The sequence below is a fragment of the Pantoea sp. EKM103V genome, assembly GCF_011800365.1.
Taxonomy (GTDB): domain Bacteria; phylum Pseudomonadota; class Gammaproteobacteria; order Enterobacterales; family Enterobacteriaceae; genus Pantoea; species Pantoea anthophila.
The window spans coordinates 80,304-106,874 of the sequence record NZ_JAALFQ010000005.1 but is presented as its reverse complement, the minus strand read 5'-3'; the positions used below and the strand labels follow the sequence as shown (position 1 = coordinate 106,874).

Below are 26,571 nucleotides of genomic sequence, written 5' to 3'. Positions count from 1 at the left end.
CGGCCAGCTCTTCTCTCGCCGCTGCCAGCGCTGCCGGGTCCTGCTGCGCCTTCAGGCCCGCTATCTGGCCCTGCGTCCGCGCGATATCCCCCGGCTGGCTGAGGAGTGCTCGGCAGATAAAAAAATCCCGGCGCTGTATGGCCGGGATAGCTGTTTACTGCGGATCGGATGGGGGAGATTTGCGGGCTTTGCGTTCATCTATTTTGGCGAAAATCCATATTCTTGATCCCGAAGCTATTCCAATAATCAAACTCACAACAGATAGGTAGCTTAAGGATCTTTTGGATAAATCAATTTCTCCGGATGTAATTAACTCAATGATTACGTTATTAATCAAGAAAATAAACGCAAAAAAACAACATCCATAATAAATCGTGCTTAACAGGAAAACAGTAAAAGTTGCTCTCTTCGGTGATTTTTTATTTTTCATTAACTTTATCCTTAAATTTATTACTTATGATTTCTCCTCCGATGCCACCAAACAGGTCATTAACTTCTCCAGGGAAAGGAGCTAACTCTCCGAACTTCCCTCCAGCCCAAGCCCCTAATGCCGCCCCACCAATAGCGCCGACATCAGCCCCATCCGTAAGCACTGCGCCACCTGCCGCTATTCCCACGTTCTGCCAGACGCCACGCCCCGGAGCCAGAGCACCGGTTACAGCCGCAGAAGCGCTGCCCCAGTAGTCCCAGATTTTCTGCTTATTTTCAGGTAACATCTGGTTCTTATCACTGTTTATATCGAACCACTGATATGTCCCGTTCGCTATTTCCGCTATTACTGCACCGCCAACTACTTTTCCCACCGAAGCCGCAGGCCCTAAATAACCTGCACCGGCAATCAGCACACCATCTTTATATCCATTCACGATGACTTTGGTGATATTAGCGCCTTCCGGTAAGTCTCCCTTCGCCAGTTTGTCCAGACCCGCCTGTTTCTGCTCCGGCGTCAGACCATTAGCTTCCGCATACTGGTTCCAGGATTTTACTGCCCCACCGTAGCTTTCCATCCCCGTACCAAAGCTCAGCGCATTATTCTCAACCGCGTTCTTACCCGCCTGCGCGCCCGCCACAACATCCGCCGTGCTGTCTCCGACTACACCGCCAGCCAGACCCGCCGCCAGCGTCCCCAGTGCGCTTATCGTCTGCCGCTGCTCTTCGCTCAGGTCTTTACGTTTAACGCCCGGATACAGCTGCTGCGCGATGTATTCACCCATCGCAGCGCCCGAGGCTCCGGCCAGCGCTGAGTTGCCGGATGCATACGAGCTTACCGCACCCAGCACCGCGTGCGCCATCAGGTTCGCTTCGGTATTCACCTTACCGTTCGCGTCCGTCGTCAGCTCATGTATCTTTTCCGCCACATACGGCGCGGCCGCCCCGCTCAGCGCCTGCGCCACGTTTCCGCCCGACAGCCCCTGCACCGCCGCCGTCACCGCGCTGATGCCCTGCTGAAGGGACGAACCCGTCCCGAACGACTTCATCGCCGTGTCGTAAGCCTGCTTCGCTATTTCATCTGGCGTCGGGTTCAGCTTCCCTTTTCCGGCCAGCTCTTCCCTGGCGGCCGCCAGTGCTGCCGGGTCCTGCTGCGCCTTCAGGCCCGCTATCTGGCCCTGCGTCCGCGCGATATCCCCCGCCTGCGCCCCGATTTCGCCTATCAGCTGCGCCGCCTTCAGCCGGTTCTGCTCTTTCTCCTTGTCGAAGATGACGTACAAACCCGGATTCGCGTTCGCCACGTCGCGGCTGAGGTCCGCCACATCCTGCTTCTGCTTCGACGGGTCACGGATGACGAGAGTGCCCTCGCTCACCGCCGACCTGGTGGTGCTCTCCGCGCTGCCGCTGTCGTTCAGCCCCGCCAGCATCCCGTTGGCCATGTTACCGGCAAAGTTCCCGCCGATGCCGCCGCCGGTGCTCATGCCTGCGCTCTGATGCTGCACCTCATATTCCGCATGATTCTCTATGTCGCTGAACCCCAGCGTCCCGGTGTCGAGCCGGTTCTTATCGGCGGTGGCAGTGGAACTGATAACCGCGCCGTTCAGCTGTGTGTGCTCACCCACGGTCACGTCAAAGCCGCCCTGACCCGCAAAAATCCCGCTCTGTTCGGCCACGCTCTGCCAGTTGCTGTGCATCTTATCCCGGCTCACGTTCACGTTCGCCGACCCTGTCATTGAGCCGAAGGTGAAGCTGCCGCCCGCGCTGGCGCTCTGTTGCTTCGCGTCGTAGCGGTCGCTGTCCTGCTCCGAGGTCAGCGTCCGGTTGCGGCCCGCGTCCACCTTCACGCTGTTGCCGTTTGCCTGCGCGCCCGTGAGCGTCGTGTCGCGCCCGCTGGTCAGGCTGAGCCGGCTGCCCGCGTCCAGTGTGGTTTCACTGTGCGTCAGCCCGCTGCCCTTTTCGCTGCCCTTCGCCGCGTTCACGCCCGCCGATACCGTGATGCCGTAGCCGCCTGACCCCACGCCGATGCCGACCCCGACGCTGCCGCCTTTGCTGCTGTTCTTACTGTCGATGCTCCGGGTGTTCTGCGCCGACTGCAGCAGGATGTCACGCGACGCCTCCAGGCTCATATCGCCGCCCGCCTTCAGCTGGCTGCCGGTGATGCTGATGTCGCCGCTCTGGGCCGAGCCGTTTTTACCGGTGGCCGTGACGGTCAGGTTCCGGCCCGCCGTCAGCGTGCTGCCCTGCGACTGGCGGCTTTCAGTACGGGTTTCGCTTTTCGACGACTGGCTGCCGTACGAAGCGCTGACGCCGATGGTGTTGGTCCCGCCCGCTCCGCCATTCTGCAGGCTGTCCCGCTCAGCGGCCTGCGCCGCCTGCACCCCGTTCAGCGCCGCCTGCGTGTTCTGCAGCGCGCTGACCCGCGCGTTCCCCGACTTCCTCGCCTGCTGTGCGCTGCTGACCGCGGTATTGAGCGCGCTGCCCGCCGTGCCTGACAGGGCAATGGTCAGACCGCTCTGTTTCTGCTCGAAGGTTTCCTTGCGGCTGCGTATATCAAAGCCCGGGTCGATAGTTACGCTGTCGCCCGTCAGGTTCAGATCTTTCCCCGCCACCAGGTCTGCGCCGCCGGCGTGCAGCCGGTTGCCCGCCGTAACATTGACGCTGCCCTGGCTGCTGCCGACGGTGCTGACGCTCTGGCTCTGGGTGGTGCCCTTCTCATCGATTTCATGGCGGGTTGACTGTTTGCCGACGGTGAAGCCGATGCCGCCGCTGCCCAGCAGGCCGCTCTTTTTCTTCTCTTCCAGCTGATAGTGACTCTCGGTCTCGGTCGCCGCGCCGATCTCCACGTCGCGCCCGGCCCGCAGATTGACGTCCTGATCGGCAACCACCGCCGATCCGGTCACCGTCAGATCACGTCCGGCGATGACCGTGACGCTTTCGCCGCTCAGCAGGCTGCCGTTCTCCCGGGTAGCGCCATCCAGCGAGATGCTGTGGCTGCTCTTTTTCTTCAGGAAACTTTTTTTCTCTGAGCGGGATTCGCTGAACAGTGACTCCCGTTCGGTGGCGGTATTGAGGGTCACATCCTGTTTCGCCTGCAGCGCAACGGCACCCAGCTCACTGTGCAGCGTGCTGGTCGTGGCGGTGATGCTGCCCTCTTGCGCCACCACCGTGACGCCATCGCGTCCACTGAGCGTGCTCCCCACCACGTTCTCACGCAGCATTTCCTCCGCGCGTTCACCCTTGGTTTTCCGGCCGCGACTTTTTTCCTGTGAGGCGCGGTGCTCGCTGTCTGTCGTGTGGTTGAGGATGACATCCTTTTTCGCCAGCAGCGCAACAGCACCCTGTCCGCTGTGTAGCGTGCTGCCGGTGACCGTCACGTCACCCTCACGCCCGAGTACCGCTACGCCCTGCTGTCCGCTGAAAGTGCTTCCCATGCTGCCTTCGCGAACCGTCTCCTCGTCACGATGGCTGCGGGTATTACCCAAGCGCCTGTTCTCGCTGTCCAGGTCCTGTGTATGGGCACGCGCATCCTTAATGGTAACGCTCTGCGCATTGACGCCAATGCGGCCCTGGGCACTGTCAACCTGCGCGCCTTCGGCCAGCAGATTATTGCCCGCGACCAGCGTTACGCCCTGATCACCGCTCAGAGTGCTGAGCAGCAGACGATCTTCCTGACGGCTGTTGCTGACCGATGAGGTCCGGCTGTTGGCCTCAAGATGGGTGGTATTAGTAGTGGTCTCCGCGCCGATGTGGATGTTGCCGCCAGCCTCAACCCGGGCATAGCCGGTGGCGCTGGCCTGGCTGCCGGTCAGCGTCAGATCACGCCCCGCCGAGAGCAGGAGGTTACCACCCGCGTTAAGCTCACTGCCCTGTGCCTGCTGCCACTCGCCGCTGACCTGCGCCATGCGCTTGCCCGCCTCTTCCATGCCGCGGCTGGTGCGATTTCCCATCGCCCCGGCAATCACGTTCAGGCTGCCGCTGTGGCTGCTTTTTGCGGTACCGATCTCAAGGTTGTTGCGTGCGCTCAGGCTGAGGTTATCGGTGGCATTGAGCTTCGCGCCCTGCAGCCGGATATCGGTGCCGCTGAGGCTGATATCGTCAGCGCTCATCGTCGCCTGGCGCAGGGCATTCTGCAGATCGGTGCTGATCGTCAGCGTCTCCGCCTTCACATCAATGCTTCCCGCTTTGATGTCGCCGCCCAGATGCAGGAACTGACTACTGTCGACTGACAGTGCCTTGTCCGCAAAGAGATTTCCGGCGTTGGTCACGCTGTCCGCCGAGAGCTGCAGATTACCGCCGCCAATCACCGCGCCATCACCGGTCAGGCGCAGGGTAGTCTGTGCCAGATAGACTTTTGGCACCCACACGCTCTGCGGACCCTCTGCCGTATCCACCGTTTCGCTGACCAGCCAGACGATATCCTGCTGCAGCGCCGCAATCTGTTGCGGCGTCAGCGCCACACCCGGCACCAGATGGAAATCCTGCGCCACTTCAGCGCCGTTGTTCATCAGCGCCTGATATTGCTCCATCGCATCCCAGCCGTTGACGGAAGGCCTGCCGGTCAGCGCCAGGACCTGCTCGCGCACCAGCCGCTGCTCATAAAAACCGTCGCCCAGTCGTTTATGCACCTGCGACGGGTTATAGCCCACCCGTTCGAGCAGATAGTCGCTGCTGATAAATTTCTCCCGACTGGTGAAGCGCTCGTCAGTCACCACCAGGAACGGACTACCTGCCGCGGTATGCTGGCTGAACAGGCCGTTATCGGGGATGCTTGTGGCGACTTTCTCCAGCTGTTGCAGCGTCGTCAGCGCCAGCTCGGCCGGTAACAGCGTGCAACCCGATGAATTACCCGCCGCAAGTTCTGTGTCGCCGTCATGGTGAGCGACGCCGTCTATGGCAAAAGCCAGCGGGTTACGTTCATACTCTGCGCGCTCGGCGTCCACCGCCTGCAGCGCCGCCTCGAGCTGGCTGACCTGCGCCTGATTAACGGTGGTGTTACTGATGCTCGCTCCGCTGATACTGACGTTACCGTTGCCGGTAATGATGCCGTCAACGGTAGCCAGGGCCGTGGTCTCGTCAGAATTGAAGGTTGGATACCAGTGGTGAGTGTCTTTATCCATATGATCGACAATCACTTCCTGCCGTCGCTCATTGACCGAGTAGCCGCGGTTATCAATGCTGCCACCGCCATCCAGTGTCAGATTACCGTTGGCTGTAATCACGCTGGCGTCATTAATCAATTGGTCAATAATGCGCAGGATCATGTTGCCACCCGCCAGGATACGGGCGCCGATGCCTTCACTGACCAGCCGATCACGCGTTACGGTTCCGGTTACAGTTCGTTCACGGAAATTGTTGTAATCAGTAACGAACGGCGCATTGTCGATGTCGATATGCTTTTCGGGATCCCACTGCTCCAGATGTCCACGATCATGTTCACGCCAAACCGTATTTTGATAGGGAGTCGGTACATTATTTTGCCGGAATCCGCGGGTTTCATAGAACGTCATGGCATAGGTGCCGTCGGCATTGGGGTTCAGCGCCAGATAGTTAACCCACAGATCGGTCAGCACACCCTGATTGTTCATGACTCGGACCTGGGCGCGTTTGCCTGCAGCGTCAATCGCCAGCAGCGTGCCGTAAGGATTACTCTGTGCCGCTGCCTCATCCTGGAAGGTCAACTGCTGAGTGGTAGACGCCATGGTGCTGAGATCGGAGCTTACTGCTGAGCCGTAAGAGCGCCAGTAATAGTTATAACGATGCCACTTGTAGTCGCTGCTCTGAGCGTTGCGCTCAATCACCAGTCCTTCGCGCAGGTTGTCGAGCCGACGCGCCTCCAGCTTCATATCACCATCTGCTTCGATAAAACTCGCCCGGTTCTCGATCAGGTCATCGCTGTGCAGCGACAGACGATCGCCGCTGTAAAGCAATGCACCCTCTGTGTTGCTCAGCCGCTCGCGGGCCTGCAGCGTCAGGCTTTGGGTGGCTGCGATGACCGCCGGCTGACCGTGGTTATCGATCACCCGACCACGCACGGTGACCTCATCGCCCATCACGGTCGCGCTGTTATCCAGCGAATCGACATTCAGCGTCAGGGCGTCGGCTTCAAGCCGCCCGCTGTTCAGCAGCGCACCTGTCGTGAGCTGAACGGTTTTACCCACCAGCATCGCCGGGTTGGTAATAGCCGTGGCATTCAGCACCAGATTACCCGGCAGCAGCCAGTCCACCAGGTTAGTAAACGCCCCGCTCAGCGAGAAGGTCACCGTGCCGTTACTGCTGAGGGTTTCACCCGCCTGGCGGGTATAATCCTGTTGCGCGGTCAGCTTCAGAGCCTGCAGCCCGAGCAGGGTACCGCCCTGATTATCGAAAGCGTGCGCATGGATGTTTAATGCGCCCGCACTCTCCAGCCGTCCGCGCTGATTGAGCAGCACCAGCGGTGAATCAGTCGGTGAGAGATCGGCGTTGAGGGTGAGATCGCCATTCGCCAGCATCTGTCCCTGCCGGTTATCCAGCTGTGCAACACCCCGAAGCAGGAGCGTTCCGGCGCTCTGCAGCCGTCCGCTGCTGTTATCGATGTCACGGGCAGCTATGTCGGTAAAGGTCGTGCCGAGTAACAGGCCGCCGTCGCGGCTACTCAGACGATCGGCCTGCAGTGAGAGTCCCGCCTGGCTGCTGAGCACACCCTGTGTGCTGTTATCGATCGCCGTGACCTTCAGCACGAGATCCTGGGTGGCGATCAGCTGGCCGCCCTGATTGTTCAGTTGCGCAGCGTCAAGGGAGAGCGCCGCGCCGCTGTGGACTTTGCCCTGCGGGTTGTTGAGCACATTGAGGTGATAATTTCCCGCGCCCTGACTGATCAGCGTGCCGCTGGCATTCTCCAGTTGCCCTGTTGTCAGATTAATCGCCTCACGACTGCTGAAGATGCCCTGACGGTTATTGACCGTCGCAGCATGAATCTGCTGTTCACCGTTACTGCGCACCGCACCGCCGCTGTTATCCATCTCTCCTGACAGCTGCAGGCTGAGCTGTTGCTGGCTGTCGATGTGGCCGCCCGCGTTGTTCAGCGTCTGCGCATCAAGCTGGAGCGCTTCGCCGCTCTGCACGTTGCCCGCCCGGTTATCCAGATCCCCGGCCAGGTTCAGCCTTAACTGCCGCTGACTGTAGAGCAGACCACCCTGAGTGTTATCGAGACGCTCAGCAGTGATCGTCAGCCCTTCACCAGCCAGCCACTGGCCGCCTGCATTGTTAATGTTACTGGTGCGGCTGCCTCTGGTCTGACCCTGCACGGTCAGCTGCTGCTGCGCAGAGACTTTACCGGCCAGGTTATTGATTTCCTGTGCAACGCGCAGCGCCAGCCCGGCGCCTGACTGCAACACACCGCTGGCGTTACTGAGCCAGTTTGCCGAGAGCTCAGCCTGCTGCTGACTTTGCACGCTGCCCGCCGTGTTATCGAAAACGGCAGTCGCGGCAGTCCAGTTCGCCTGACTGCCCATCCAGCCCTGGGCGTTGCTAATTTCATGCGCCTGGAGCGTCTGGCTTAGCCGACTGAAGATGCGGCCATTACGGTTATCCAGACGACCCGCGAACTGCATATCCAGCGCGTCCAGCGCATTGATCGCGCCCCCGGCATTCAACAGATTTGCGGCGCTGACCTGCGTGCTGCCGTTGCCGGTCAGGGTGCCGCCCTGATTGTCCCAATCGCCTGCCAGGCTGAGCGTCAGCGCCTGCTGGCTGAGAATCTGTCCTGACTGACGATTGTTCAGTGCGCCAACCTGCAGGCGCAGATCGCCGCCACTTTGCAGCGACCCGCCATCGTTATCAAACAGCGTCGCGGCGGTGCCCTGGATCGCGAGAGCATTTTTCGCCGTGAGTTTTCCGCCCTGGTTGAGGATATCGCCACGGCTGGTCAGCGTCAGATCACCGCCAGACTGCAAGCGGCCGCTGGCGTTATTGAGTTGATCTGCCGTCGCCGTAACCTGCTCACCGCCCTGCGCCGTCCCACCGCTGTTCTGCCAGAATCCGCCGCTGTTGAGCGAAAGATGATGACCCGCTTCGATCCCGCCATCGCTGTTGTCCAGGCCCTGTGTCGTCGCCAGGCTCAAATCCTGCAACGCAATCACTTTGCCCTCTGAGTTATCCAGTCCGCTTGCCGTCAGGCTCAGATCACGCTGGCTGATAATCTCGCCCTGCGCATTATTCAAATGCTGCGCGGTCAGCGACAGCTGGCCGCCGTTCAGAGTGCCCGCGTGATTATCCAGATCGCCGCCCGCGCTAAGCGTCAGCGCATTACCGGCCAGAAGATTACCCTGACTGTTGCTAACCGCGTCGCGGGCAGTGACAGACAGCGACGCCTGGGTTTTGATGGTGCCGCCCTGGTTATGCAGGCTGCCGGTTTCAAGCGTCAGATCGCCGTTATTGCCCAGCTCGCCCGACGTGTTGTCAAACAGCCTATCAATCCGCCAGTGCTGCGCTGCGTTATCAAGCGCGACCATACGGCCACGCTGATTGTTGAGCGAGGCGGCCTGAAAACTGAGCTGCTGGCTCTCAATCGAACCCTCGCTGTTGTCCAGCCCGCCAGACAACGTAAATCGGCTCTCGCCGCTTCCGGTCTGCGACCATCCCGCCTGCTGGCTGAACAGGCTGCGTCCGTCGACCTGCCAGCGTCCGACGCTAATCTGTGCCTGCTGCGCCTCGATATCTCCAGAGGTGTTTATCATCAGCTCCGTGCCATTAATCACCGCCTGACGCACGGCAACCCCCGCTTCCTGAGCAGTCAGGGTGGCGCGGCTGGCAGCGACCTGAGCGCCACTGAGATCAACCCGGCGTCCGCGCGCGCTGACCTCTTTTTTGCTCAACAGGCTGCCACTGGCGCGAATGGTATCCTGGCTCTCCAGTTGCAGACTGGCTTCCTGCACAATCTGGCTGCTGGCATCGCTGCCCGCCAGCAGGTGTCCACTGCTCTGAATACTGCGGGCCGCAGTCAGCCGTACGTCACCAGCCGCCGCCAGCGTGCCGGACTGGGTAATCCCGCCTTCGCGGCTCTGAACCGTCAGCTGACCGCCACTGTGGAGCTTGCCCTGATAATCAACGCTGTCTCTGGCCGCCAGGCTGATGTCGCCTGCGGCCTGCGTGACGCCATCCTGTGCCGCTGATTGCCAGACGAGTTTACCTTCACTGCTCACCACCAGCGTTTTATCCGCCTGCACCTGGGCGTTCTGATTCCGTACCCCGACGCCCGCTTCGGTGCCAATCATGCGGATCTGGCCGCTGTACATGCCGCCCATCTGACCCATGTCGATCGCCAGTTCAGGTCTGGTACTACCGTCGTCAGCCAGCGGTGTGGTCGTCTGGGTGTCGGCACTGATGCGGTTGCGACCAGCCACCACCGCCAGCTCTTTTTTGGCCCAGACGCCCGCGTTGATCTCCACCGCGCGGGCCAGAACGTCTACGTATTCAGTATCATGACGGGGATCGCCGTTGAGTCCGCCGCCTTCAATGCGCACCACGCCGCGCTCAACCTGATAACCCGCCAGGCTGCCGTCAGCGTTGCGCTGCGGTTTGCCGGTGGTCAGCGTCATCCGTCCGGCATTGATGGTGCCGCAGCCGTTGCAGACAATCCCGGCCGGGTTGGCAACGATCACCTGCGCCCTTCCGCCCGCCACTTCCATATAACCGCGAAGCTGGCTGGGATTGTTGCTGTTCACTTCGTTGAGGATCACCCGCGCGGGTGCAGCGCCAGGCTTGAGGTTCGGGTTGCCCTGAATCATGCCGGCCAGTTGCGTGGAGGTCATCACTGCTGAGTTATTGAGGATGGCACCGTTCTGTGCGACGTCGAACTGCTGATACTGGTTGTGTGAGATTCCTGCCTGATTGGGCGCAGTAATATTGACCTGCGGCAGCCCGTTCTGAGTAGCGATGACGTCCGGCCGCTGACCTGGCGTAGCGTTACCATCCGCCACAATGCCGTTCGCCAGTGCTGGCCCGGCAAACAGCGCCACTCCCAGCAGCCACGCCGTGCGGCGTAACGTAACCCAGAGACGCGCCGCACCGCTTCCCCGGCTCTGGCCGGGTTCAGTGCTGCAACTGCGGGCAAGTTCGGACACCACCCGGAGTTCACCGTGGGTGCGGCTGAAAATAATACGATAACAATGTTTATTCATGGGTCACATCCGTGTGAAAGTGAGTGGTCAGATTTCCAGGTTGAGGCTGAAACCCGCCGTGGTGCCGGAGGTATGAAAACCCTCGGGTTTAAAGAGCGGCACGCCCGCAAACAGGTCGTAGCTGAAGCGACTCCAGAGTGAGCCGCGTACGCCGATGGCACTACCTGCCAGCTGATGCCCGACCAGATCCCGGGCGCCAGGCCCGCTTACCCGACCATAATCGGCGGCCAGATAAAGTTCATGCCCGCGTGAGAAAAGATCCCAGCCGATCTCGTTGCGCCACAGCAGACCTTTTTCACCTGACAGCATCTGTTCACCGTCAAAGCCGCGTACCGTGTAACGCCCGGCAATCGCCATGCGCTCCTGCGGCGTCAGCGCATTCGGACTCCATTGTCCCCGCACGCTGCTGTAGACCCGCCATGGCTGCTCGCCGAGGGCGAAAGGATGGTTGATGCCGAGGTCGCCCAGCAGTATGCCGGTACGTGCACTACCCTGATGGCGCGGCTCTTCCGGTGCAGGTAATGCATTGAATGCCCCTGTACCGCGCCGCCAGACAATATTCGCGTCCAGCGTGCTGCTGCCAAAATAACTGCGCTGATTCAGGCCCAGTTCCCAGCCTGCGGTGCGCCGCTTTTGCTGCTCTATGTCGATATTGTTGACGGCGTTGGTGGAGTGTTTGCGATAGCCGCGCAGATTCAGTGTGGTTTTGCTGGACTGGTCGCGATAGAGCAGGCGGGAGACCGTGAGCTGGGCGTTGTCGCTCTTACCGCTATAGCGCAGCACCTCATTGGCATTGGGAATGTTCTGGTGATAGGTGTAGTCGTTGTAGCTGGCGGAGACGGCCCAGTACCCGATCGGGAAAAAGTAATTCAGGGTATGCGAGCGGCTGCCGAACGGCCCACGCTCAAACAGATTTTTGCCAATGTTGGCGTAAAACAGGTCGTTCTGCGCAAAAGGGGCGTCCACAGCCAGCGTGGCAGAACCGAGATAGCGTCCGGTACTTTCAGATCCGCTGTCATCCAGTCCCAGACTGAGCCGTACCGGTCTGCCTTCGTGCCAGTTGACCTGCAAATCGCTGGTGGCTTCCTGTTCGCCCGGCACAATTTTAATGTCAGCACTGGCGCTGGGCACCCGCTTAAAGTTCTCCAGGCCCTGCTCTATATCCCGCAGATTCAAAATATCGCCTGATGACGCCGGAACGGCATTCCAAAGCCGTCCACGCCAGGAAACGGGTTCTTCGAAGCGGATCTGGCTGATACGGCCAGGCTGCAGCGTCAGCGTCAACACGCCCTTCGTCAGATCCTGCTCCTGCGCCATAACGCGGGTGGTGACATAGCCTCTGGCGAGAATCGCATTCTGCACTTTGTTGATGACCAGCATGATGCCCTGTCCGCCCAGGCAACGGCCGGTAGCGTCTGAAGCAGCATCGAGCGCCCACTGAAAACGGCTGGCTGCCTCGCCCGTCAGGGCGATCCGATGGATGGTAAAGCAGGGCTGCTCATTAGCAGGATAACCGGGCAACCGACTATCAGGACGCGGAAGATGTTCATTCACCTGCGGCGCATTCTGCTGTTGCAGCACGCGCTCACGCGTCTGCTGACGCTGTTGTTCGCGGGCATCAATGGCCTGGCCCTGTTCGCGAGACGTTTCGGCAGCCGGGGCTGCCATCAGCGGTAAAGAGAAGCAGAACAGCGCGCCCGCGACTATGGCGAGCAGACGTTCTGGCGAATGCCATAACGATAAAGAATCCCTTTTCATGAAAATTCCATTTCACTAACTGTAACGAGGTGTAACCTCTGGCGAATTATCACTCTGAAAAGAGCAAAAACAAGAGGGCGGACTTTTTTTCAGGCGGTTTCTTAAGCTGCGGATTGACGGAAAGAAGAGACGGTTGAATCGGAGAGGAGAATCAAATCAGATTATTGATATTTAATAATAAAAAGAAAAATACAAAGCCAGATAATGGCGGGTTTTACCTGCACCCGGATGACATTTTCCGGTTGTTTTAAGCACGTTTTGTACTCATTTGAACATTAAAAAAGCGGCCGCTGAAACGGTCACGCTGACCGCCGGATTCAGGATGCAGACCAGAAAAAAATAAAAAAGGGACGATTGCTCGTCCCTTTTTGCCTCACGCAGAGAGGATTACTGCAGCAGCGAGATATCCGCCACCTGCAGGAACAGCTCGCGCAGTTTTGACAGCAGCGTCAGGCGATTGATTCGCACCGCCTGATCGTCGGCGTTCACCATCACTTTATCGAAGAAGTTATCGACCGCGGTACGCAGCTGTGCCAGTTCGACCAGCGCATCCTGATAACGGCCTTCCGCGAAGTAAGGTTGCAGCTTGCTGCTCAGCGCGGTGACAAAAGTCGCCAGCTGGATCTCTTCATTCTCTTTCAGCAGCGACGCCTGCACGCTCTCATTCAGCGGTTCAGTCGCTTTTGCCAGAATATTTGAGACGCGTTTGTTTGCCGCTGCCAGTGCTGACGCCGCCTCCAGCGTACGGAAGTGCGATACGGCTTTCATACGTGCATCAAAGTCAGCCGGACGGGTCGGACGACGCGCCAGTACCGCCTGCAGCGTATCGATGCTGTGACCCTCTTCCTGATACCAGGCGCGGAAGCGACCCAGCATAAAGTCGATCACATCATCCACCACGCGGGCGTTGCTCAGCTTGCTGCCATACAGACGCACCGCTTCTTCCGTCAGGGTCTGCAGATCCAGCGGCAGGTTCTTCTCAACGATGATACGCAGCACGCCCAGCGCCGCACGACGCAGCGCGAACGGATCTTTGTCGCCTTTCGGATGCTGACCAATGCCGAAAATACCGGCCAAAGTATCCATCTTATCGGCAATCGCCAGCGCACAGGCGACCGGGCTGGACGGCAGATCGTCACCGGCAAAGCGCGGCTGATACTGCTCATTCAGCGCGACCGCCACATCTTCGGCTTCGCCGTCGTGACGCGCGTAGTGCATGCCCATCACGCCCTGGGTGTCGGTGAACTCAAAGACCATGTTGGTCATCAGGTCACACTTCGACAGCAGGCCGGCACGGGTGGCGTGGTTCACATCGGCGCCGATCTGGCCAGCGATCCAGCCCGCCAGCGCCTGAATGCGATCGGTTTTATCGCGCAGCGTGCCCAGCTCTTTCTGGAACAGCACGGTTTCCAGACGCGGCAGGTGATCTTCCAGACGCTTTTTACGGTCGGTATTAAAGAAGAACTCCGCATCGGCCAGGCGTGGACGCACCACTTTTTCGTTGCCCGCGATAATCTGGCGCGGATCGCTGGATTCGATGTTAGTGACGAAAATGAAGTTCGGCAGCAGATTACCGTCGTTGTCATACACCGGGAAATATTTCTGATCGCCCTTCATGGTGTAAACCAGCGCTTCGGCGGGCACCTTGAGGAATTTCTCTTCAAAGGTGGCAGTCAGCACCACTGGCCACTCCACCAGCGACGTGACCTCTTCCAGCAGGCTGTCGCTGATATCGGCATTGCCGCCTAAACGGCGCGCGGCCGCTTCAGCATCCGCTTTGATCATCGCCTTACGGGTCTGATAATCGGCGATCACTTTGCCACGCTTTTCCAGCGCGTCAGGATACTGATCGGCGCTCTCAAGGATGATGTCGTTTTCGCCCATGAAGCGGTGGCCGCGAATGTGACGTCCTGACTCAATGCCCAGAATGGTGCCAGGGATCAGCTCATCGCCCAGCAGCATCGTCACGGTGTGTACCGGACGGACAAACTGCACATCGCTGTCGCCCCAGCGCATCAGTTTTGGCACCGGCAGTTTGCCGAGCGCGTTAGCAATCATTGCTGGCAGCAGCGTCTGAGCCGCTTCGCCTTTCACCTGGGCGCGATAAACCAGCCATTCGCCTTTATCAGTAGCGAGACGCTCGGCCTGGTCGACGGTGATGCCGTTGCCGCGCGCCCAGCCTTCGGCCGCTTTGGTGGCGTTGCCGTCCGCGTCAAACGCCGCAGCGACGGCCGGTCCGCGCTTCTCCACTTCCCGATCGGGTTGTGCGGCGCTCAGGTTCGCCACTTTCAGCGCCAGGCGACGCGGTGCAGCAAACCAGCTGACCTCGCCGTGGCTCAGGTTCGCGGCATCCAGTTCCGCGGTAACCTGCGCAGCAAAGGCTTCCGCCAGGCTGCGCAGGGCTTTTGGTGGCAGCTCTTCGGTGCCGATCTCCACCAAGAAGGTTTGTTCAGTCATGGCTGCCTCTTACTTTTTGTTATTGCACATCGGGAAGCCCATCGCCTCGCGAGAGGCGTAGTAAGCTTCAGCCACGGCTTTGGTCAGAGTACGGATGCGCAGGATATAGCGCTGACGCTCCGTGACCGAAATCGCTTTGCGGGCATCCAGCAGGTTAAAGCTGTGCGCCGCTTTCAGAATGCGTTCGTAGGCGGGCAGTGGCAGCGGTTTTTCCAGCGCCAGCAGATGCTGCGCCTCTTTCTCATACTGCTCAAAGCAGGTAAAGAGGAAGTCGACGTCGGCGTATTCGAAGTTATAGGTGGATTGCTCCACTTCGTTCTGATGGAACACGTCGCCGTAGGTGGTTTTGCCCAGCGGACCGTCGCTCCACACCAGATCGTAAACGCTGTCGACGCCCTGGATATACATCGCCAGACGTTCCAGGCCGTAGGTGATCTCGCCGGTCACCGGCTTACACTCCAGGCCGCCAACCTGCTGGAAATAGGTGAACTGCGTCACTTCCATGCCGTTGAGCCACACTTCCCAGCCAAGTCCCCAGGCACCCAGCGTCGGGTTTTCCCAGTTATCTTCGACGAAGCGAATATCATGCACCGTCGGGTCCATACCCAGCTCTTTCAGTGAGCCAAGGTAGAGCTCCTGAATGTTATCCGGTGAAGGTTTGATGATTACCTGGAACTGGTAGTAGTGCTGTAAACGGTTCGGGTTTTCACCGTAGCGGCCATCGGTAGGACGGCGTGATGGCTGCACGTAGGCGGCGGCAATCGGCTCCGGGCCCAGTGCGCGCAGGCAGGTCATCGGGTGTGAAGTGCCAGCGCCCACTTCCATGTCCAGCGGTTGAACAATGGTGCAGCCCTGACGCGCCCAGTAATCCTGCAAGGTCAGGATCAGCCCCTGAAAGGTCTTGGTATCAAACTTTTGCATGTTAAGTGTGCACGCGCTTCGGTTGGATTAAAAAAAGAGGCCGACAGTATACCCTTTGACCGCGCGATGTGCAGCCGTAAATCCCGGACGATAGCGGCCCGTTTAAGGGGGATTCAGCACGCTGGTGTACAGAGGGGTCTGAATCCTGCTGGCGGCAGTTGTTGCACTGGTCGCATTTGGCTACCCTTTCCCGCACGGACGCTATGCGCAAGAGGACGCTATGCCGCAGAAGATTTACTGGATCGATAATTTACGCGCGGTTGCCTGCCTGATGGTGATCGTCATTCACACCACCACCTGGTACATCACCGGGCCGATGGCGGTAAAGGGGGTCGCCTGGGATGCCGCTAATCTGCTGAACTCGGCCTCACGCGTCTGCGTTCCGCTCTTCTTTATGATCTCCGGCTACCTCTTTTTCGGTGAGCGCAGCGCCCAGCCGCGCCATATGCTCCGGCTGGTTCTCTGCCTGCTGTTCTACAGCGCCGTGTCACTCGCCTATATCACCTGGCTGACCCCCATCAGCGAAGGGCGATCGATCCTGAAGATGCTGCAGAAGCCGGTGTTTTATCACCTCTGGTTCTTCTTTGCGCTGATCGGTATCTATCTGCTGTCGCCGCTGATTCAGGTGAAAACGGTGCAGGCGCGCTATGTGGCGCTGCTGGTGCTGGTTCTGGCGGTGCTGGCCAACCCGAATACGGTCAGCCAGTCGCTGGGCCCCTTTCATTTTCTGCCGGTGAATCTCTATGTCAGTGGCGACAGTATCTACTATCTGCTCTATGCGCTGCTGGGGCGGGCTATCGGTTCGATGGAGACCACCCGGCGCGGCCTGACACCGCTCGCCGCCGGGCTGTTTATCGCCTGTGTGGCGGGCATTACCCTCGGCACCAAAAAGGCGCTGATCGTTAATGGCGCGTTTAACGATACCTGGTATCTCTACTGCGGACCGCTGGTGTTTATCGCCGCGATCAGCCTGCTGGTGGTGTTTAAAAACTGTCTCAACCAGCGCACCCTGCCCGGTTTTTCGCTGATTGCGCGCTATTCACTGCCGATCTACGGCTTTCACGCGCTGTTTATCCACTATCTGCGCACGCATCACTACGATGACATGTCACGCCCGTGGCTCGACCTGCCCTGGGTGTTCGGGCTGACGCTGGGCGGCAGCCTGCTGCTGGGCATGGCACTGAAACGCGTCGACACCCGTCACTTTGTCAGCTGATCGGCTTCGCGCTGACGGGCGCGTCGTAGCTGGCGCGCCGATGAAAATCCTGCTGCCAGCGCCGCTTTCTCGGCGGACTCTCCCTGCTGTTGCCGCTGACGCGCCACGCCCACCCGCAGCTGTTCGTGGTACTCACGCACGCTGATCCCCAGATGCTGACGAAAGAGCCGCGCCAGATGGCGACTGCTGACGTGCGTGCGTCCGGCCAGTTCGGTCAGCGTCCAGCCATGCTCAGGATGGGCAATCATCAGATCCTGCGCCCGGTGAATGGCGGGATGGAGATGGTTGCGGTAACGCAGCCACGGCGAGAGCTGCGGATCATCACCGGCGCGCCGAAACCAGACCACCATTTCGCGCGCCACCGCCAGCGCCGTGGGCGTGTCGCAGAGCTGATTAATCAGATGCAGCGCCAGGTCGATACCCGCCGTGATGCCCGCGCTGGTCCAGATGTTCCCGTGCCCGACAAAGACACGGTTCTCTTTGACCCGTGCGCGCGGGGCGGCCGCTTTCAGACGGGCAATCACATCATGATGCGTCGTGCATTCAACCTCATCCAGCAGCCCCGCCTGCGCGGCCAGCAGGGCACCTGAGCAGACGCAGACCAGCATACAGGTCTGTGCGCGCAGCGCAGCCTGCTGGCGGATCAGCCACTGGCGCGCCTCGGCGGCCTGCGGCGTGGCGAAGCAGTGCCGGGAGTCATAGACGCCCGGCACCACCAGCAGACTGTCGGCGGGAAGCTGTTCCGGCAGCGGTTCGATGCCGCCAATGGTCATGCCGGTGGAGCAGACGACCTCCGGCTGCGGGCCAATGTAGCGCAGCGTAAAATGATCGCCCGCCAGTTTCAGCGTCTCGGCCGGACCGGTCAGATCCAGCACCATGACGCCAGGCAGGGTTAAAAACCAGACGGTGTGACTCATAGGCCGCGCTACACCAGATCCCAGCCACGGGCGCGCCACAGCGCAGGCAGCTGCGCCATGTCATCGAAGCGCGTCACCAGCGGATGATCCAGTTCCGGGTTATGCGCGTCTGCGCAGTAGTAGTAGACCGGAATCCCGGCGGCGATCCCGGCGCGGGCGCCCGCTTCGGAGTCATCCACCAGAATGCAGCGCTCAATCGGCACCTGCATCTGCTCCGCCGCGTGGTACATCAGTTCCGGATCGGGCTTCCAGTGCAGAATGTCATAGCCACTGTAGAGGTGCTCAGCAAACAGCGGCAGCATGCCGGTTAATCCCAGCGAGTGCTGCATCTTCTTTACCGTTCCGTTTGAGACCACGCACATCGGCACCCTGATCTGCTCCACCAGCGCTTTCGCACCGGCGATCGGCTGCAGCTGCTGGTCGAACAGTCGCGCCACTTCCGCGCGGTAGGCGGTTTCGACCTCCTCCATCGGCAGCGACACCTGATGCGCCTCACCCACATCACGAATGATGTCGTAAAGTTTGACGCCCTTATACTTTTCAAACATCTCCTGCAGCGACAGCGTCAGGCTATAGCGGGCAAAGGTATTCACGTAGGCCTGGGTGCAGAGCAGTTCACTGTCCACCAGCGTGCCATCGCAATCAAAAAAGACGCATTCTACTGACATCAGATTCTATCCTTCGATTCAGGTGTGGGTTCCTCACTTTACCGCACTCCGTACAGATTGCGAGACTGGCAATCGGTTGCGAAAAATCATTGTATTGCCCCGGTAAAATCGCCAGGATACGCGCCGATGATTTTTTCTTCTGGATGGATGGCATGAGCAAGCAAGGCGTTTTGCAGCGCATTTTCAGGCTGCAGGAACATGGCACCACGGTGCGTACCGAAGTGATCGCGGGTATCACCACCTTTCTGACGATGGTCTATATCGTCTTCGTCAATCCGCAGATCCTGGGCGTCGCGGGCATGGATACGCAGGCGGTGTTTGTCACCACCTGTCTGATTGCCGCCTTCGGCAGCATTCTGATGGGCCTGTTTGCCAATCTGCCGGTAGCGCTGGCACCCGCTATGGGACTGAACGCCTTTTTCGCTTTTGTGGTGGTCGGGGCGATGGGGTATTCCTGGCAGGTCGGCATGGGCGCCATTTTCTGGGGTGCGGTCGGCCTGCTGATCCTGACGCTGCTGCGGGTCCGCTACTGGATGATTGCCAATATCCCGCTCAGCCTGCGCGTCGGCATTACCGCCGGTATCGGCCTGTTTGTCGCCATGATGGGGCTGAAAAATGCGGGCATTATTGTGGCTAACCCCGATACCCTAGTGGCCGTAGGCAACCTGACCTCGCACAGCGTGCTGCTGGGCGCGCTGGGCTTCTTTATTATCGCCATTCTGGCGTCGCGTAATATCCACGCGGCGGTGCTGATCTCCATGGTGATCACCACGGCTATCGGCTGGATGCTGGGCGATGTGAAGTTTGTCGGCCTCTTCTCCGCGCCACCGTCGGTAACGTCGGTGGTCGGTCAGGTCGATATCAAAGGCGCATTCAATATCGGTATGGCCGGGGTGATCTTCTCCTTTATGCTGGTCAATCTGTTCGACTCCTCCGGCACGCTGATTGGCGTTACCGATAAAGCGGGCCTGACCGATGAAACCGGCACCTTCCCGCGCATGCAGCAGGCGCTGTATGTCGACAGCATCAGTTCAGTGAGTGGCGCGCTGGCGGGCACCTCCTCGGTGACCGCCTATATCGAGAGCTCCTCCGGGGTGGCGATTGGTGGCCGTACCGGCCTGATGGCGGTCGTCACCGGCCTGCTGTTCCTGCTGGTGACGTTCCTGTCACCGCTGGCGGCCATGGTGCCGGCCTACGCCGCGGCGGGCGCGCTGATTTACGTGGGTGTGCTGATGACGGCCAGCCTGTCGCGCGTGCGCTGGGATGACTTAACCGAAGCCGTTCCGGCATTTGTCACCGCCGCCATGATGCCGTTCAGCTTTTCTATCACCGAAGGCATTGCGCTGGGGTTTATCGCGTACTGCGTGATGAAGCTGGGCACCGGGCGCTGGCGTGAAATCAGCCCCTGCGTGGTGATTGTTGCCCTGCTGTTCGTACTGAAGATTGTCTTTATCGACGCGCACTGAGCGCAGTGACTGAGCGCCGCAACCCACCGGTTGCGGCGTTGTCACATCTCAGGATGCAGATTGCGCTCGCTGGGCAGGCTGGTCAGCCGCAGCGCATGCGGCCCGATATTGGGCTTGCCCATCTCCATTTCCCGTAATGCGCGCCACTGAAAGGCGTTATCCATCTCCCACAGATAGAGCCGCTGGGTCGCGGATGAGAGCGCACACGACCAGACCAGCACAGGCTCTGCATCGCAGACCACCTGAATATCGGGATAGAGCGACGACCGCAGCCGTCCCGCACCCGGCAGCAGACGCAGCGAATCCAGCCCCCGATCGCCCTCTCCCGTCAGCTTGAGAATGCTCTGGCGCAGCGTCCAGATCTGGGTCACCGCTTCCATCGCATCCTGCTGGGCATTGATCCAGGCGATTTCGCCGGAGGTCAGCCCCTGAATCAGCTGCTCCTGCGTCTGACGGCTCCGCGCATGCACGATCTCCATATCCAGACCGGCACGTCCGCCCTCTTCGGCCAGCAGCACCCCTACGGTATTACCCGCATAGGCGATGCTGAAATCGGGCAGATCGCGGTCGGCAAAAGCGGGCCGTCCGTTATCCTGAATGGTTAAGCGCGGCAGCTCATTGATGCCATAAATCCGCTGCATCAGCTGTGCCAGCAGGATACGCGCGGCAAGGAAGCGTCCACGGCGTTTGTCAGCAAACTGCTGTGCCGTGTCCCGGATTGCCTGGGGAATGTGCATCTCACTGGCCGGGAAACCGGGGTCACCCGTCCAGCGTACAAAATGACCAGCCATCTGTCGCTCCGTGAAAATGGTCAGATAATCATCAGAGGCATTGTAAGAATTTTCTTAACCTAATGCACCCGGCAACGCACGGATTGGGCTAAATTCGGAATAGGACGAACGGATTCACGGGGGCAAAGCGGACAGTATTATCACAGTTAAAAGAAATTACTGTTGCGAACTCTGGATGCGGAGTAAGAAGAGGATGAACTATGTTGCTGGACGAGATGGTGAAGCGAGAGCGTAGCCTGCACGGTTCTCAGCGCCGCGAGCGGCCATGGCTTGAACAGATACTCCATCCTGAATTTTGTGAGATAACCCGTTCAGGAAGTTTTATCACCCGGGCGCAAACCATTGAAGCACTGATAAAAGAAGAGCCACAGCCCGTCATGCTCAGCAGTGGCTTTCAGCTGGTGCGAACAAGCGAGGTGAGTCTGATACTGCACTACCGGAGTTGGGATGCTGACGGTCAAAGGGCCGCACTGCGTGCCTCACACTGGGTGCGTGAGGGGCAAACCTGGCGTATGGTTTTTCATCAGGGAACACCTGCATCGGAACCGGATTTGATGCGTGAACCCTGACCTCATCATCCGTTCCCGGAAAGAGTTTTACACACGGTGACACCGCTGTCGTGCGGGTGTCATGATGCTGTCGGGTCCGGATCGTGTTGCTGCCGGGCTTTCTGTCGCACACTTTTCTTCCTGTCGATTCAACGGAGAACGCGAATGAGCAGCATCAACCGATTTAAAGCACTGCGCCTGGCCCGCGCCTGGTCACAGGAGCAACTGGCAGAGCTGGCCGGATTAAGCACCCGTACTGTACAGCGGATTGAAAATGGCGAGCGGCCGGGTCTGGAGACGCTGAGTGCGCTGGCTGCGGTCTTTGAGGTCAGCGTTAGTGATCTGACCGATCCGCAGAATGGCGAGAATCCGGCGCTGGATCAGCGGATCGTTGATGCGCGCAGCAGGATCGCGGAGGAAGCACGCTTTTATCGCTCCCTGATCACCGCGGTGGTCGTCTGCGCACTGCTTTTCGCGCTTAACGACGTGACGGCGCCTGGCAATCACTGGGCACGCTGGGTGGCGATTATCTGGGGGGCCTTACTGTTCATCCGCGCGATGCGGATCTTTGTTTTTCATGGGCTGGCGGACCGCTGGCAGCAAAAGCGCCTGCAGAAGATACTGCGCCGCTGAGGCGTTCACATGGGGAGTCTCTGATGATGGGCAGTGCGATTCATGCGCGTCGCGATGCGGATCGCGACGCGGGTAGTATCAGGCGAAACGGCTCGCCTGCTCAAAGCTCAGACGCGGCAGGCGCGGATGCAGTTTTGATGCCTCACCGTAGCCGAGGTTGATCAGCAGGTTGACCTGATACTGACCGTCCGGGAAGAAGGCGTCGTTCACTTTCGCCGGATCAAAACCGGACATCGGACCGGCATCCAGCCCCAGCGAACGGGCCGCCAGAATCAGATAACCCGCCTGCAGGCTGCTGTTACGGAAAGCCGTCTCTTTTGCCGCTTCCGGACTGCCGGTAAACCAGCTGCGCGCATCAGCATGCGGGAACAGGGCGGGCAGTTGCTCATAGAACTCACGATCCCACGCCACAATCACCGTGACCGGTGCGCTCATGGTTTTGTCCAGATTGCCGGAAGAGAGGGCCGGTTTCAGCTTCTCTTTCCCCTCCGCCGAGGTCACAAAAACAAAACGCGCAGGCGAGCAGTTTGCCGACGTTGGCCCCAGAGCCGTCAAGGTATAGAGCTGTTCCAGCAGGGCATTATCGACCGGCTTATCCTGCCAGTAACTGTGGGTGCGGGCGTCGTTAAACAGCGTGTCCAGAGCGGTCTTATCGAGCGGTGTACTCATGCAACTCTCCTGTAGCAGGCGAAAAGGTTCGCCCGAATAGCTTCACGTATAGGGTCGGCTTGCGGCCTGATGCGGCGGGAGCGGGATCGCTCACGGCGGCACATCAGATCGGCGCCTCTACCGTTATACGATAATGGCGTGCCGCCGCAAAATAACATATCGGCAAGAATCACTGCAGAGAGGGGAATAACGGAGGAACGCGCACGGCGGGAAAGCCAGCCTGACAGCCTACGCCGCCAGGCCAGAGGGACTATTTACCGATACAGAAGCTGGAGAAAATACGTCCCAGCAGATCGTCAGAGGTGAACTCGCCGGTAATCTCGCTTAACGCCTGCTGAGCAAGGCGCAGCTCTTCAGCCAGCAGCTCGCCCGCCCAGGCGCCGAGCAGCTGTGCTTTGCCCTGCTGCAGGTGGGTTGCCGCTAACTCCAGCGCCTGCAGATGACGGCGACGCGCCAGGAAGCCCCCTTCCATATTGCCGGAGAAGCCCATGCTCTGCTTCAGATGATCCCGCAGCGCATCGACGCCCTCGCTGGTGCGTGCCGACAGACGAATCAGTGAGTGACCATTGACGTCCGTCAGACCGGGAGACTCACCGGTCACATCCGCTTTATTACGCACGACCGTGATCGGCAGTTGTGGCGGCAGACGCGAAACGAAATCGGGCCAGATGGCCGCCGCTTCGGTGGCATCGGTGGTGGTGGCGTCCACCATAAACAGCACGCGATCCGCCTGTTCAATCTCCTGCCAGGCGCGCTCAATCCCGATGCGCTCCACTTCATCGCTGGCCTCACGCAGACCGGCGGTGTCGATGATGTGCAGCGGCATGCCATCAATATGAATATGCTCGCGCAGCACGTCGCGGGTGGTGCCCGCAATGTCGGTCACGATGGCGGCTTCACGGCCCGCCAGCGCATTCAGCAGGCTCGATTTACCGGCATTTGGCCGGCCTGCAATCACCACCTTCATCCCTTCACGCAGCAGGCTGCCCTGACGCGCTTCGGCACGGACGGCATCCAGGTCACTGACCACCGTATTCAGCTGCGCTTCAATTCTGCCGTCAGAGAGGAAATCGATCTCCTCATCCGGGAAGTCGATAGCCGCTTCGACGTAGATGCGCAGATGCGTGAGTGCTTCCACAAGATGATGAATACGGGCCGAGAAAGCGCCCTGCAGCGAGTTAACGGCTGAACGAGCGGCCTGTTCAGAGCTGGCATCAATCAGGTCGGCAATCGCTTCGGCCTGCGCCAGATCGAGCTTGTCATTCAGGAACGCCCGTTCGGAAAACTCACCCGGCTGAGCAATCCGCACGCCTGGCAGGGCCACGATGCGCTTCAGCAGCAGGTCGAGAATCACCGGGCCGCCGTGGCCCTGCAGCTCCAGCACATCTTCGCCGGTAAAGGAGTGGGGGCCAGGGAACCACAGCGCGATACCCTGATCCAGCACGCTGCCGTCGCTGTCGGTAAACGGCAGATAATCGGCGTAGCGTGGCTTAGGCAGTTTGCCCAGCAGCTGGCGGGCGACCTCTGCCGCCTGTGCGCCAGAGACGCGCAGAATGCCGACGCCGCCGCGTCCGGGCGGTGTTGCCTGGGCAACAATGGTATCGCTGTGGCTCATAAATTTTCTCTCGCTACAAAAAACACAGGCGGTCGCTTTGACCGCCTGAGAATAGACTATATAGGGCGGGATGGCTCCCGCGCTGGATCGCTTACGCTTTCTTCTTATCGCGGCTATGCAGACCACGTTTTTCCAGGCCGCGATAAATCAGCTGCTGCTGGAGAATGGTGACCAGGTTGCTGACGATGTAGTACAGCACCAGACCTGACGGGAACCACAGGAAGAAGACGGTGAAGATCACCGGCATGTACGTCATGATCTTCTGTTGCATCGGATCGGTCACGGTGGTCGGTGACATCTTCTGAATGAAGAACATGGTGATGCCCATCAGAATCGGCAGGATGTAGTACGGGTCCTGCGCAGACAGGTCATGAATCCACAGAATAAATGGCGCATGACGCAGTTCAACCGAGCCTGACAGCATGTAGTAGAGCGCCAGGAAGATAGGCATCTGAATCACCAGCGGCAGACAGCCACCCAGCGGATTCACTTTCTCTGCTTTATACAGCGCCATCATTTCCTGGCTCTGCTTCTGCTTGTCATCACCCAGACGCTCACGCATCGCCTGAATTTTCGGCTGCAGCATGCGCATCTTCGCCATCGAAGTGTACTGCGCTTTGGTCAGCGGGTACATGATGCCGCGCACGATGAAGGTGATCACGATAATGGAGAAGCCCCAGTTACCGATGAAGCTGTGGATAAATTTCAGCAGCTTGAACAGCGGCTGAGAGATAAACCACAACCAGCCGTAATCCACGGTCAGATCAAGGTGCGGCGCAATAGCAGCCATCTTGTCCTGAATTTCCGGGCCGACCCACAGGGTTGCGCCCAGATTCTGCTGTGCGCCTGCCGCGATGGTCACCGGTGCAGATTTATAGCCAATCGCCGCCACGCCGTTACCCAGGTTGCTGGTGTAAAGGGTGTTGGTGCCTTCGGTACGCGGAACCCATGCGGTTGCAAAGTACTGCTGCAGCATCGCCACCCAGCCATTGCTGGTGGTGGTATTCAGGTTCTCGTTATCCGCGATGGTGTCGAATTTGTACTTCTCATATTTCGACTCGCTGGTGGAGTACGCCGCGCCACGGAAGGTGTGCAGTGCAAAGTTGTTGCTGCCGGTATCACGATGCTTAGGCAGATCGATAGTCTGCTTCAGCTGGCCAAACAGCGACACTTCCAGCGGCTGCTGGGTGGTGTTGTTGACATGATAGTCGACATTAACGGCATATTCGCCACGCCTGAAGATGAAGGTTTTGGTGTAAACCACCCCATTTTCAGCGGTATAGGTCATCGGCACACGCAGTTCAGCCTGGCCATCAGCCAGCTCGAAGTGATCCTGTGCCGTGGTGAACAGCGGACGCGCACCGTTGTTCGGGTTATCCGGACCATTACGGCCGGTTAAACCACTCTGCGCCTGATAAAGGAAGGCTGGTGTCGTTTCAAGCAGCTGGAACGGCTGGTCAGAACCCAGTTTGTCCGGGAAAGTCAGCAGCTGTGCCTGCTCTACATCACCGCCGCGGGTGTTGATATTTAATGACAGGACATCAGTCTTAACGGTGATCGTCTGGCCCTGACCGCTGGCCGGTACACCCTGACTGGCGGTATCACCCGCTACGCTGTTGGTGCCCTGTGTGGTCTGCGTCTGCTGTGGCTGCGGAGCGTGGTCCGTCTGCCAGGCTTGCCAGATCATAAAGGTCACGAACAGAAAAGCGATGAGAAAGAGATTGCGTTGCGAATCCATCGTTAATGTTCTCTGGTATCAAAGGTTTTTGGCGGCACAGGATCGTCACCACCCGGGTTCAAGGGGTGGCATTTTAATACGCGTTTTAATGTCAACCAACTGCCTTTTATCAGGCCGAACCTGCGTAACGCCTCAATTCCGTAATGAGAGCAGGTCGGGTGAAACCGACAGTGTGGTCCCAGTAATGGACTGATACCGCGTTGATAGACGCGTATCAGGACGATCAGGAGCCGCGCGCCAGGCGACAGTGACGACGCCATAATTTCTCCAACGCTTCCGCCAGCATACGGTTATCCAGATCGGCAACCCCCTTCTTCGCGACCACCACGAAGTCCATCGACGGCAGTTCATGTTGACGCAGACGAAAGCTTTCGCGGGTCAATCGCTTGATCCGGTTGCGTTCGTGGGCGCGTTTCACATGTTTTTTAGCGACGGTAAGACCGATGCGGGGATGCCCCAGCGCGTTAAGGCGGCCGAGAATAGTGATTTGCGGCGTGCCAGCCCGTTGTGGCTGCTGGAAGACGAAAGTGAAATGAGTGGGAGTTAACAAGCGTAACTCCCTGGGAAATGCGAGCTTACCCATGAGGG

The 26,571-nt window shown here is 59.3% G+C and carries 17 protein-coding genes; 4 read left to right on the top strand and 13 right to left on the bottom strand.

Annotated features, from left to right (window positions below):
* Positions 1-154: 154 nt before the first annotated feature.
* The 5 genes from HFD97_RS12765 to glyQ form a co-directional block, all read right to left on the bottom strand.
* Complete coding sequence (locus tag HFD97_RS12765) at positions 155-430, bottom strand: hypothetical protein (RefSeq protein WP_167432050.1); 276 nt, start codon at positions 428-430, stop codon at positions 155-157.
* Positions 420-10,586, bottom strand: coding sequence for a hemagglutinin repeat-containing protein (locus tag HFD97_RS12760; protein ID WP_167432051.1), 10,167 nt, complete (start codon positions 10,584-10,586; stop codon positions 420-422). The genes HFD97_RS12765 and HFD97_RS12760 overlap by 11 nt, the downstream gene beginning before the upstream one ends.
* A gap of 27 nt (positions 10,587-10,613) precedes the next feature.
* Entirely contained in the window at positions 10,614-12,344 is a 1,731-nt protein-coding gene (locus HFD97_RS12755; protein WP_167432052.1) for a ShlB/FhaC/HecB family hemolysin secretion/activation protein, read from the bottom strand.
* A 387-nt stretch (positions 12,345-12,731) separates the two neighbouring features.
* On the bottom strand, positions 12,732-14,801 hold the full coding sequence (gene glyS / locus HFD97_RS12750) for a glycine--tRNA ligase subunit beta (protein ID WP_009088313.1): 2,070 nt from the start codon (positions 14,799-14,801) through the stop codon (positions 12,732-12,734).
* A gap of 9 nt (positions 14,802-14,810) precedes the next feature.
* The gene (glyQ, locus tag HFD97_RS12745) at positions 14,811-15,722 is read right to left on the bottom strand and encodes a glycine--tRNA ligase subunit alpha (protein WP_003849680.1); all 912 of its coding nucleotides are present in this window, start codon (positions 15,720-15,722) and stop codon (positions 14,811-14,813) included.
* Positions 15,723-15,942: 220 nt separating this feature from the next.
* Here glyQ and HFD97_RS12740 point away from each other — a divergent pair, with 220 nt between their 5' ends.
* The gene (locus HFD97_RS12740) at positions 15,943-16,938 is read left to right on the top strand and encodes an acyltransferase (RefSeq protein ID WP_009088311.1); all 996 of its coding nucleotides are present in this window, start codon (positions 15,943-15,945) and stop codon (positions 16,936-16,938) included.
* Here the strand turns inward: HFD97_RS12740 and HFD97_RS12735 are convergent.
* Together HFD97_RS12735 and yieH are read right to left on the bottom strand one after the other, a co-directional pair.
* Positions 16,923-17,855, bottom strand: a complete 933-nt coding sequence (locus HFD97_RS12735; RefSeq protein WP_046100916.1) for a GlxA family transcriptional regulator — start codon at positions 17,853-17,855, stop codon at positions 16,923-16,925. The genes HFD97_RS12740 and HFD97_RS12735 overlap by 16 nt on opposite strands.
* A gap of 8 nt (positions 17,856-17,863) precedes the next feature.
* A complete protein-coding gene (gene yieH / locus HFD97_RS12730; RefSeq protein ID WP_167432053.1) occupies positions 17,864-18,523 on the bottom strand; it encodes a 6-phosphogluconate phosphatase in 660 nt (219 codons plus the stop codon).
* 152 nt (positions 18,524-18,675) lie between these two features.
* On the opposite strand from yieH, the gene HFD97_RS12725 reads away from it, so the two are divergent.
* Positions 18,676-19,989: an NCS2 family permease gene (locus tag HFD97_RS12725; RefSeq protein WP_150029945.1), complete on the top strand. Its 1,314-nt coding sequence runs from the start codon at positions 18,676-18,678 to the stop codon at positions 19,987-19,989.
* Between the two features lie 41 nt (positions 19,990-20,030).
* Here the strand turns inward: HFD97_RS12725 and HFD97_RS12720 are convergent, their stop codons facing one another.
* Positions 20,031-20,780 (bottom strand): 4'-phosphopantetheinyl transferase superfamily protein, encoded by a 750-nt coding sequence (locus HFD97_RS12720; protein ID WP_046100915.1) that lies wholly within the window; start codon positions 20,778-20,780, stop codon positions 20,031-20,033.
* A gap of 200 nt (positions 20,781-20,980) precedes the next feature.
* On the opposite strand from HFD97_RS12720, the gene HFD97_RS12715 reads away from it, so the two are divergent.
* Together HFD97_RS12715 and HFD97_RS12710 are read left to right on the top strand one after the other, a co-directional pair.
* Positions 20,981-21,349, top strand: coding sequence for a DUF4440 domain-containing protein (locus HFD97_RS12715; RefSeq protein ID WP_140923978.1), 369 nt, complete (start codon positions 20,981-20,983; stop codon positions 21,347-21,349).
* Positions 21,350-21,493: 144 nt separating this feature from the next.
* Positions 21,494-21,961, top strand: coding sequence for a helix-turn-helix domain-containing protein (locus HFD97_RS12710; protein WP_167432054.1), 468 nt, complete (start codon positions 21,494-21,496; stop codon positions 21,959-21,961).
* 78 nt (positions 21,962-22,039) lie between these two features.
* Here HFD97_RS12710 and HFD97_RS12705 read toward each other — a convergent pair whose 3' ends face one another.
* From HFD97_RS12705 to rnpA, 5 genes are all read right to left on the bottom strand, one after another.
* Positions 22,040-22,630, bottom strand: a complete 591-nt coding sequence (locus HFD97_RS12705; RefSeq protein ID WP_046100914.1) for a malonic semialdehyde reductase — start codon at positions 22,628-22,630, stop codon at positions 22,040-22,042.
* Between the two features lie 250 nt (positions 22,631-22,880).
* Positions 22,881-24,245: a tRNA uridine-5-carboxymethylaminomethyl(34) synthesis GTPase MnmE gene (gene mnmE / locus HFD97_RS12700; protein WP_009088296.1), complete on the bottom strand. Its 1,365-nt coding sequence runs from the start codon at positions 24,243-24,245 to the stop codon at positions 22,881-22,883.
* A gap of 91 nt (positions 24,246-24,336) precedes the next feature.
* Positions 24,337-25,983 carry a membrane protein insertase YidC gene (gene yidC / locus HFD97_RS12695; RefSeq protein WP_009088294.1) on the bottom strand — a complete coding sequence of 549 codons (1,647 nt, stop codon included), beginning with the start codon at positions 25,981-25,983 and terminating at the stop codon, positions 24,337-24,339.
* A 2-nt stretch (positions 25,984-25,985) separates the two neighbouring features.
* Positions 25,986-26,243, bottom strand: a complete 258-nt coding sequence (gene yidD / locus HFD97_RS12690; RefSeq protein ID WP_008926397.1) for a membrane protein insertion efficiency factor YidD — start codon at positions 26,241-26,243, stop codon at positions 25,986-25,988.
* Positions 26,207-26,566 carry a ribonuclease P protein component gene (gene rnpA, locus HFD97_RS12685; protein ID WP_008926396.1) on the bottom strand — a complete coding sequence of 120 codons (360 nt, stop codon included), beginning with the start codon at positions 26,564-26,566 and terminating at the stop codon, positions 26,207-26,209. Before rnpA ends, yidD begins: the two co-directional genes overlap by 37 nt.
* Positions 26,567-26,571 lie beyond the last annotated feature (5 nt).

Excerpts from the sequence above, each read along its gene's own strand:
- rnpA (WP_008926396.1), bottom strand. The coding sequence starts at position 26,566 with ATGGGTAAGCTCGCATTTCCCAGGGAGTTACGCTTGTTAACTCCCACT.
- HFD97_RS12705 (WP_046100914.1), bottom strand. The coding sequence starts at position 22,630 with ATGAGTACACCGCTCGATAAGACCGCTCTGGACACGCTGTTTAACGAC.
- HFD97_RS12715 (WP_140923978.1), top strand. The coding sequence starts at position 20,981 with ATGTTGCTGGACGAGATGGTGAAGCGAGAGCGTAGCCTGCACGGTTCT.
- yidD (WP_008926397.1), bottom strand. The coding sequence starts at position 26,243 with ATGGCGTCGTCACTGTCGCCTGGCGCGCGGCTCCTGATCGTCCTGATA.
- glyS (WP_009088313.1), bottom strand. The coding sequence starts at position 14,801 with ATGACTGAACAAACCTTCTTGGTGGAGATCGGCACCGAAGAGCTGCCA.
- yieH (WP_167432053.1), bottom strand. The coding sequence starts at position 18,523 with ATGTCAGTAGAATGCGTCTTTTTTGATTGCGATGGCACGCTGGTGGAC.
- mnmE (WP_009088296.1), bottom strand. The coding sequence starts at position 24,245 with ATGAGCCACAGCGATACCATTGTTGCCCAGGCAACACCGCCCGGACGC.
- HFD97_RS12740 (WP_009088311.1), top strand. The coding sequence starts at position 15,943 with ATGCCGCAGAAGATTTACTGGATCGATAATTTACGCGCGGTTGCCTGC.
- yidC (WP_009088294.1), bottom strand. The coding sequence starts at position 25,983 with ATGGATTCGCAACGCAATCTCTTTCTCATCGCTTTTCTGTTCGTGACC.
- glyQ (WP_003849680.1), bottom strand. The coding sequence starts at position 15,722 with ATGCAAAAGTTTGATACCAAGACCTTTCAGGGGCTGATCCTGACCTTG.
- HFD97_RS12720 (WP_046100915.1), bottom strand. The coding sequence starts at position 20,780 with ATGGCTGGTCATTTTGTACGCTGGACGGGTGACCCCGGTTTCCCGGCC.
- HFD97_RS12735 (WP_046100916.1), bottom strand. The coding sequence starts at position 17,855 with ATGAGTCACACCGTCTGGTTTTTAACCCTGCCTGGCGTCATGGTGCTG.
- HFD97_RS12725 (WP_150029945.1), top strand. The coding sequence starts at position 18,676 with ATGAGCAAGCAAGGCGTTTTGCAGCGCATTTTCAGGCTGCAGGAACAT.
- HFD97_RS12710 (WP_167432054.1), top strand. The coding sequence starts at position 21,494 with ATGAGCAGCATCAACCGATTTAAAGCACTGCGCCTGGCCCGCGCCTGG.
- HFD97_RS12755 (WP_167432052.1), bottom strand. The coding sequence starts at position 12,344 with ATGAAAAGGGATTCTTTATCGTTATGGCATTCGCCAGAACGTCTGCTC.
- HFD97_RS12765 (WP_167432050.1), bottom strand. The coding sequence starts at position 430 with ATGAAAAATAAAAAATCACCGAAGAGAGCAACTTTTACTGTTTTCCTG.
- HFD97_RS12760 (WP_167432051.1), bottom strand. The coding sequence starts at position 10,586 with ATGAATAAACATTGTTATCGTATTATTTTCAGCCGCACCCACGGTGAA.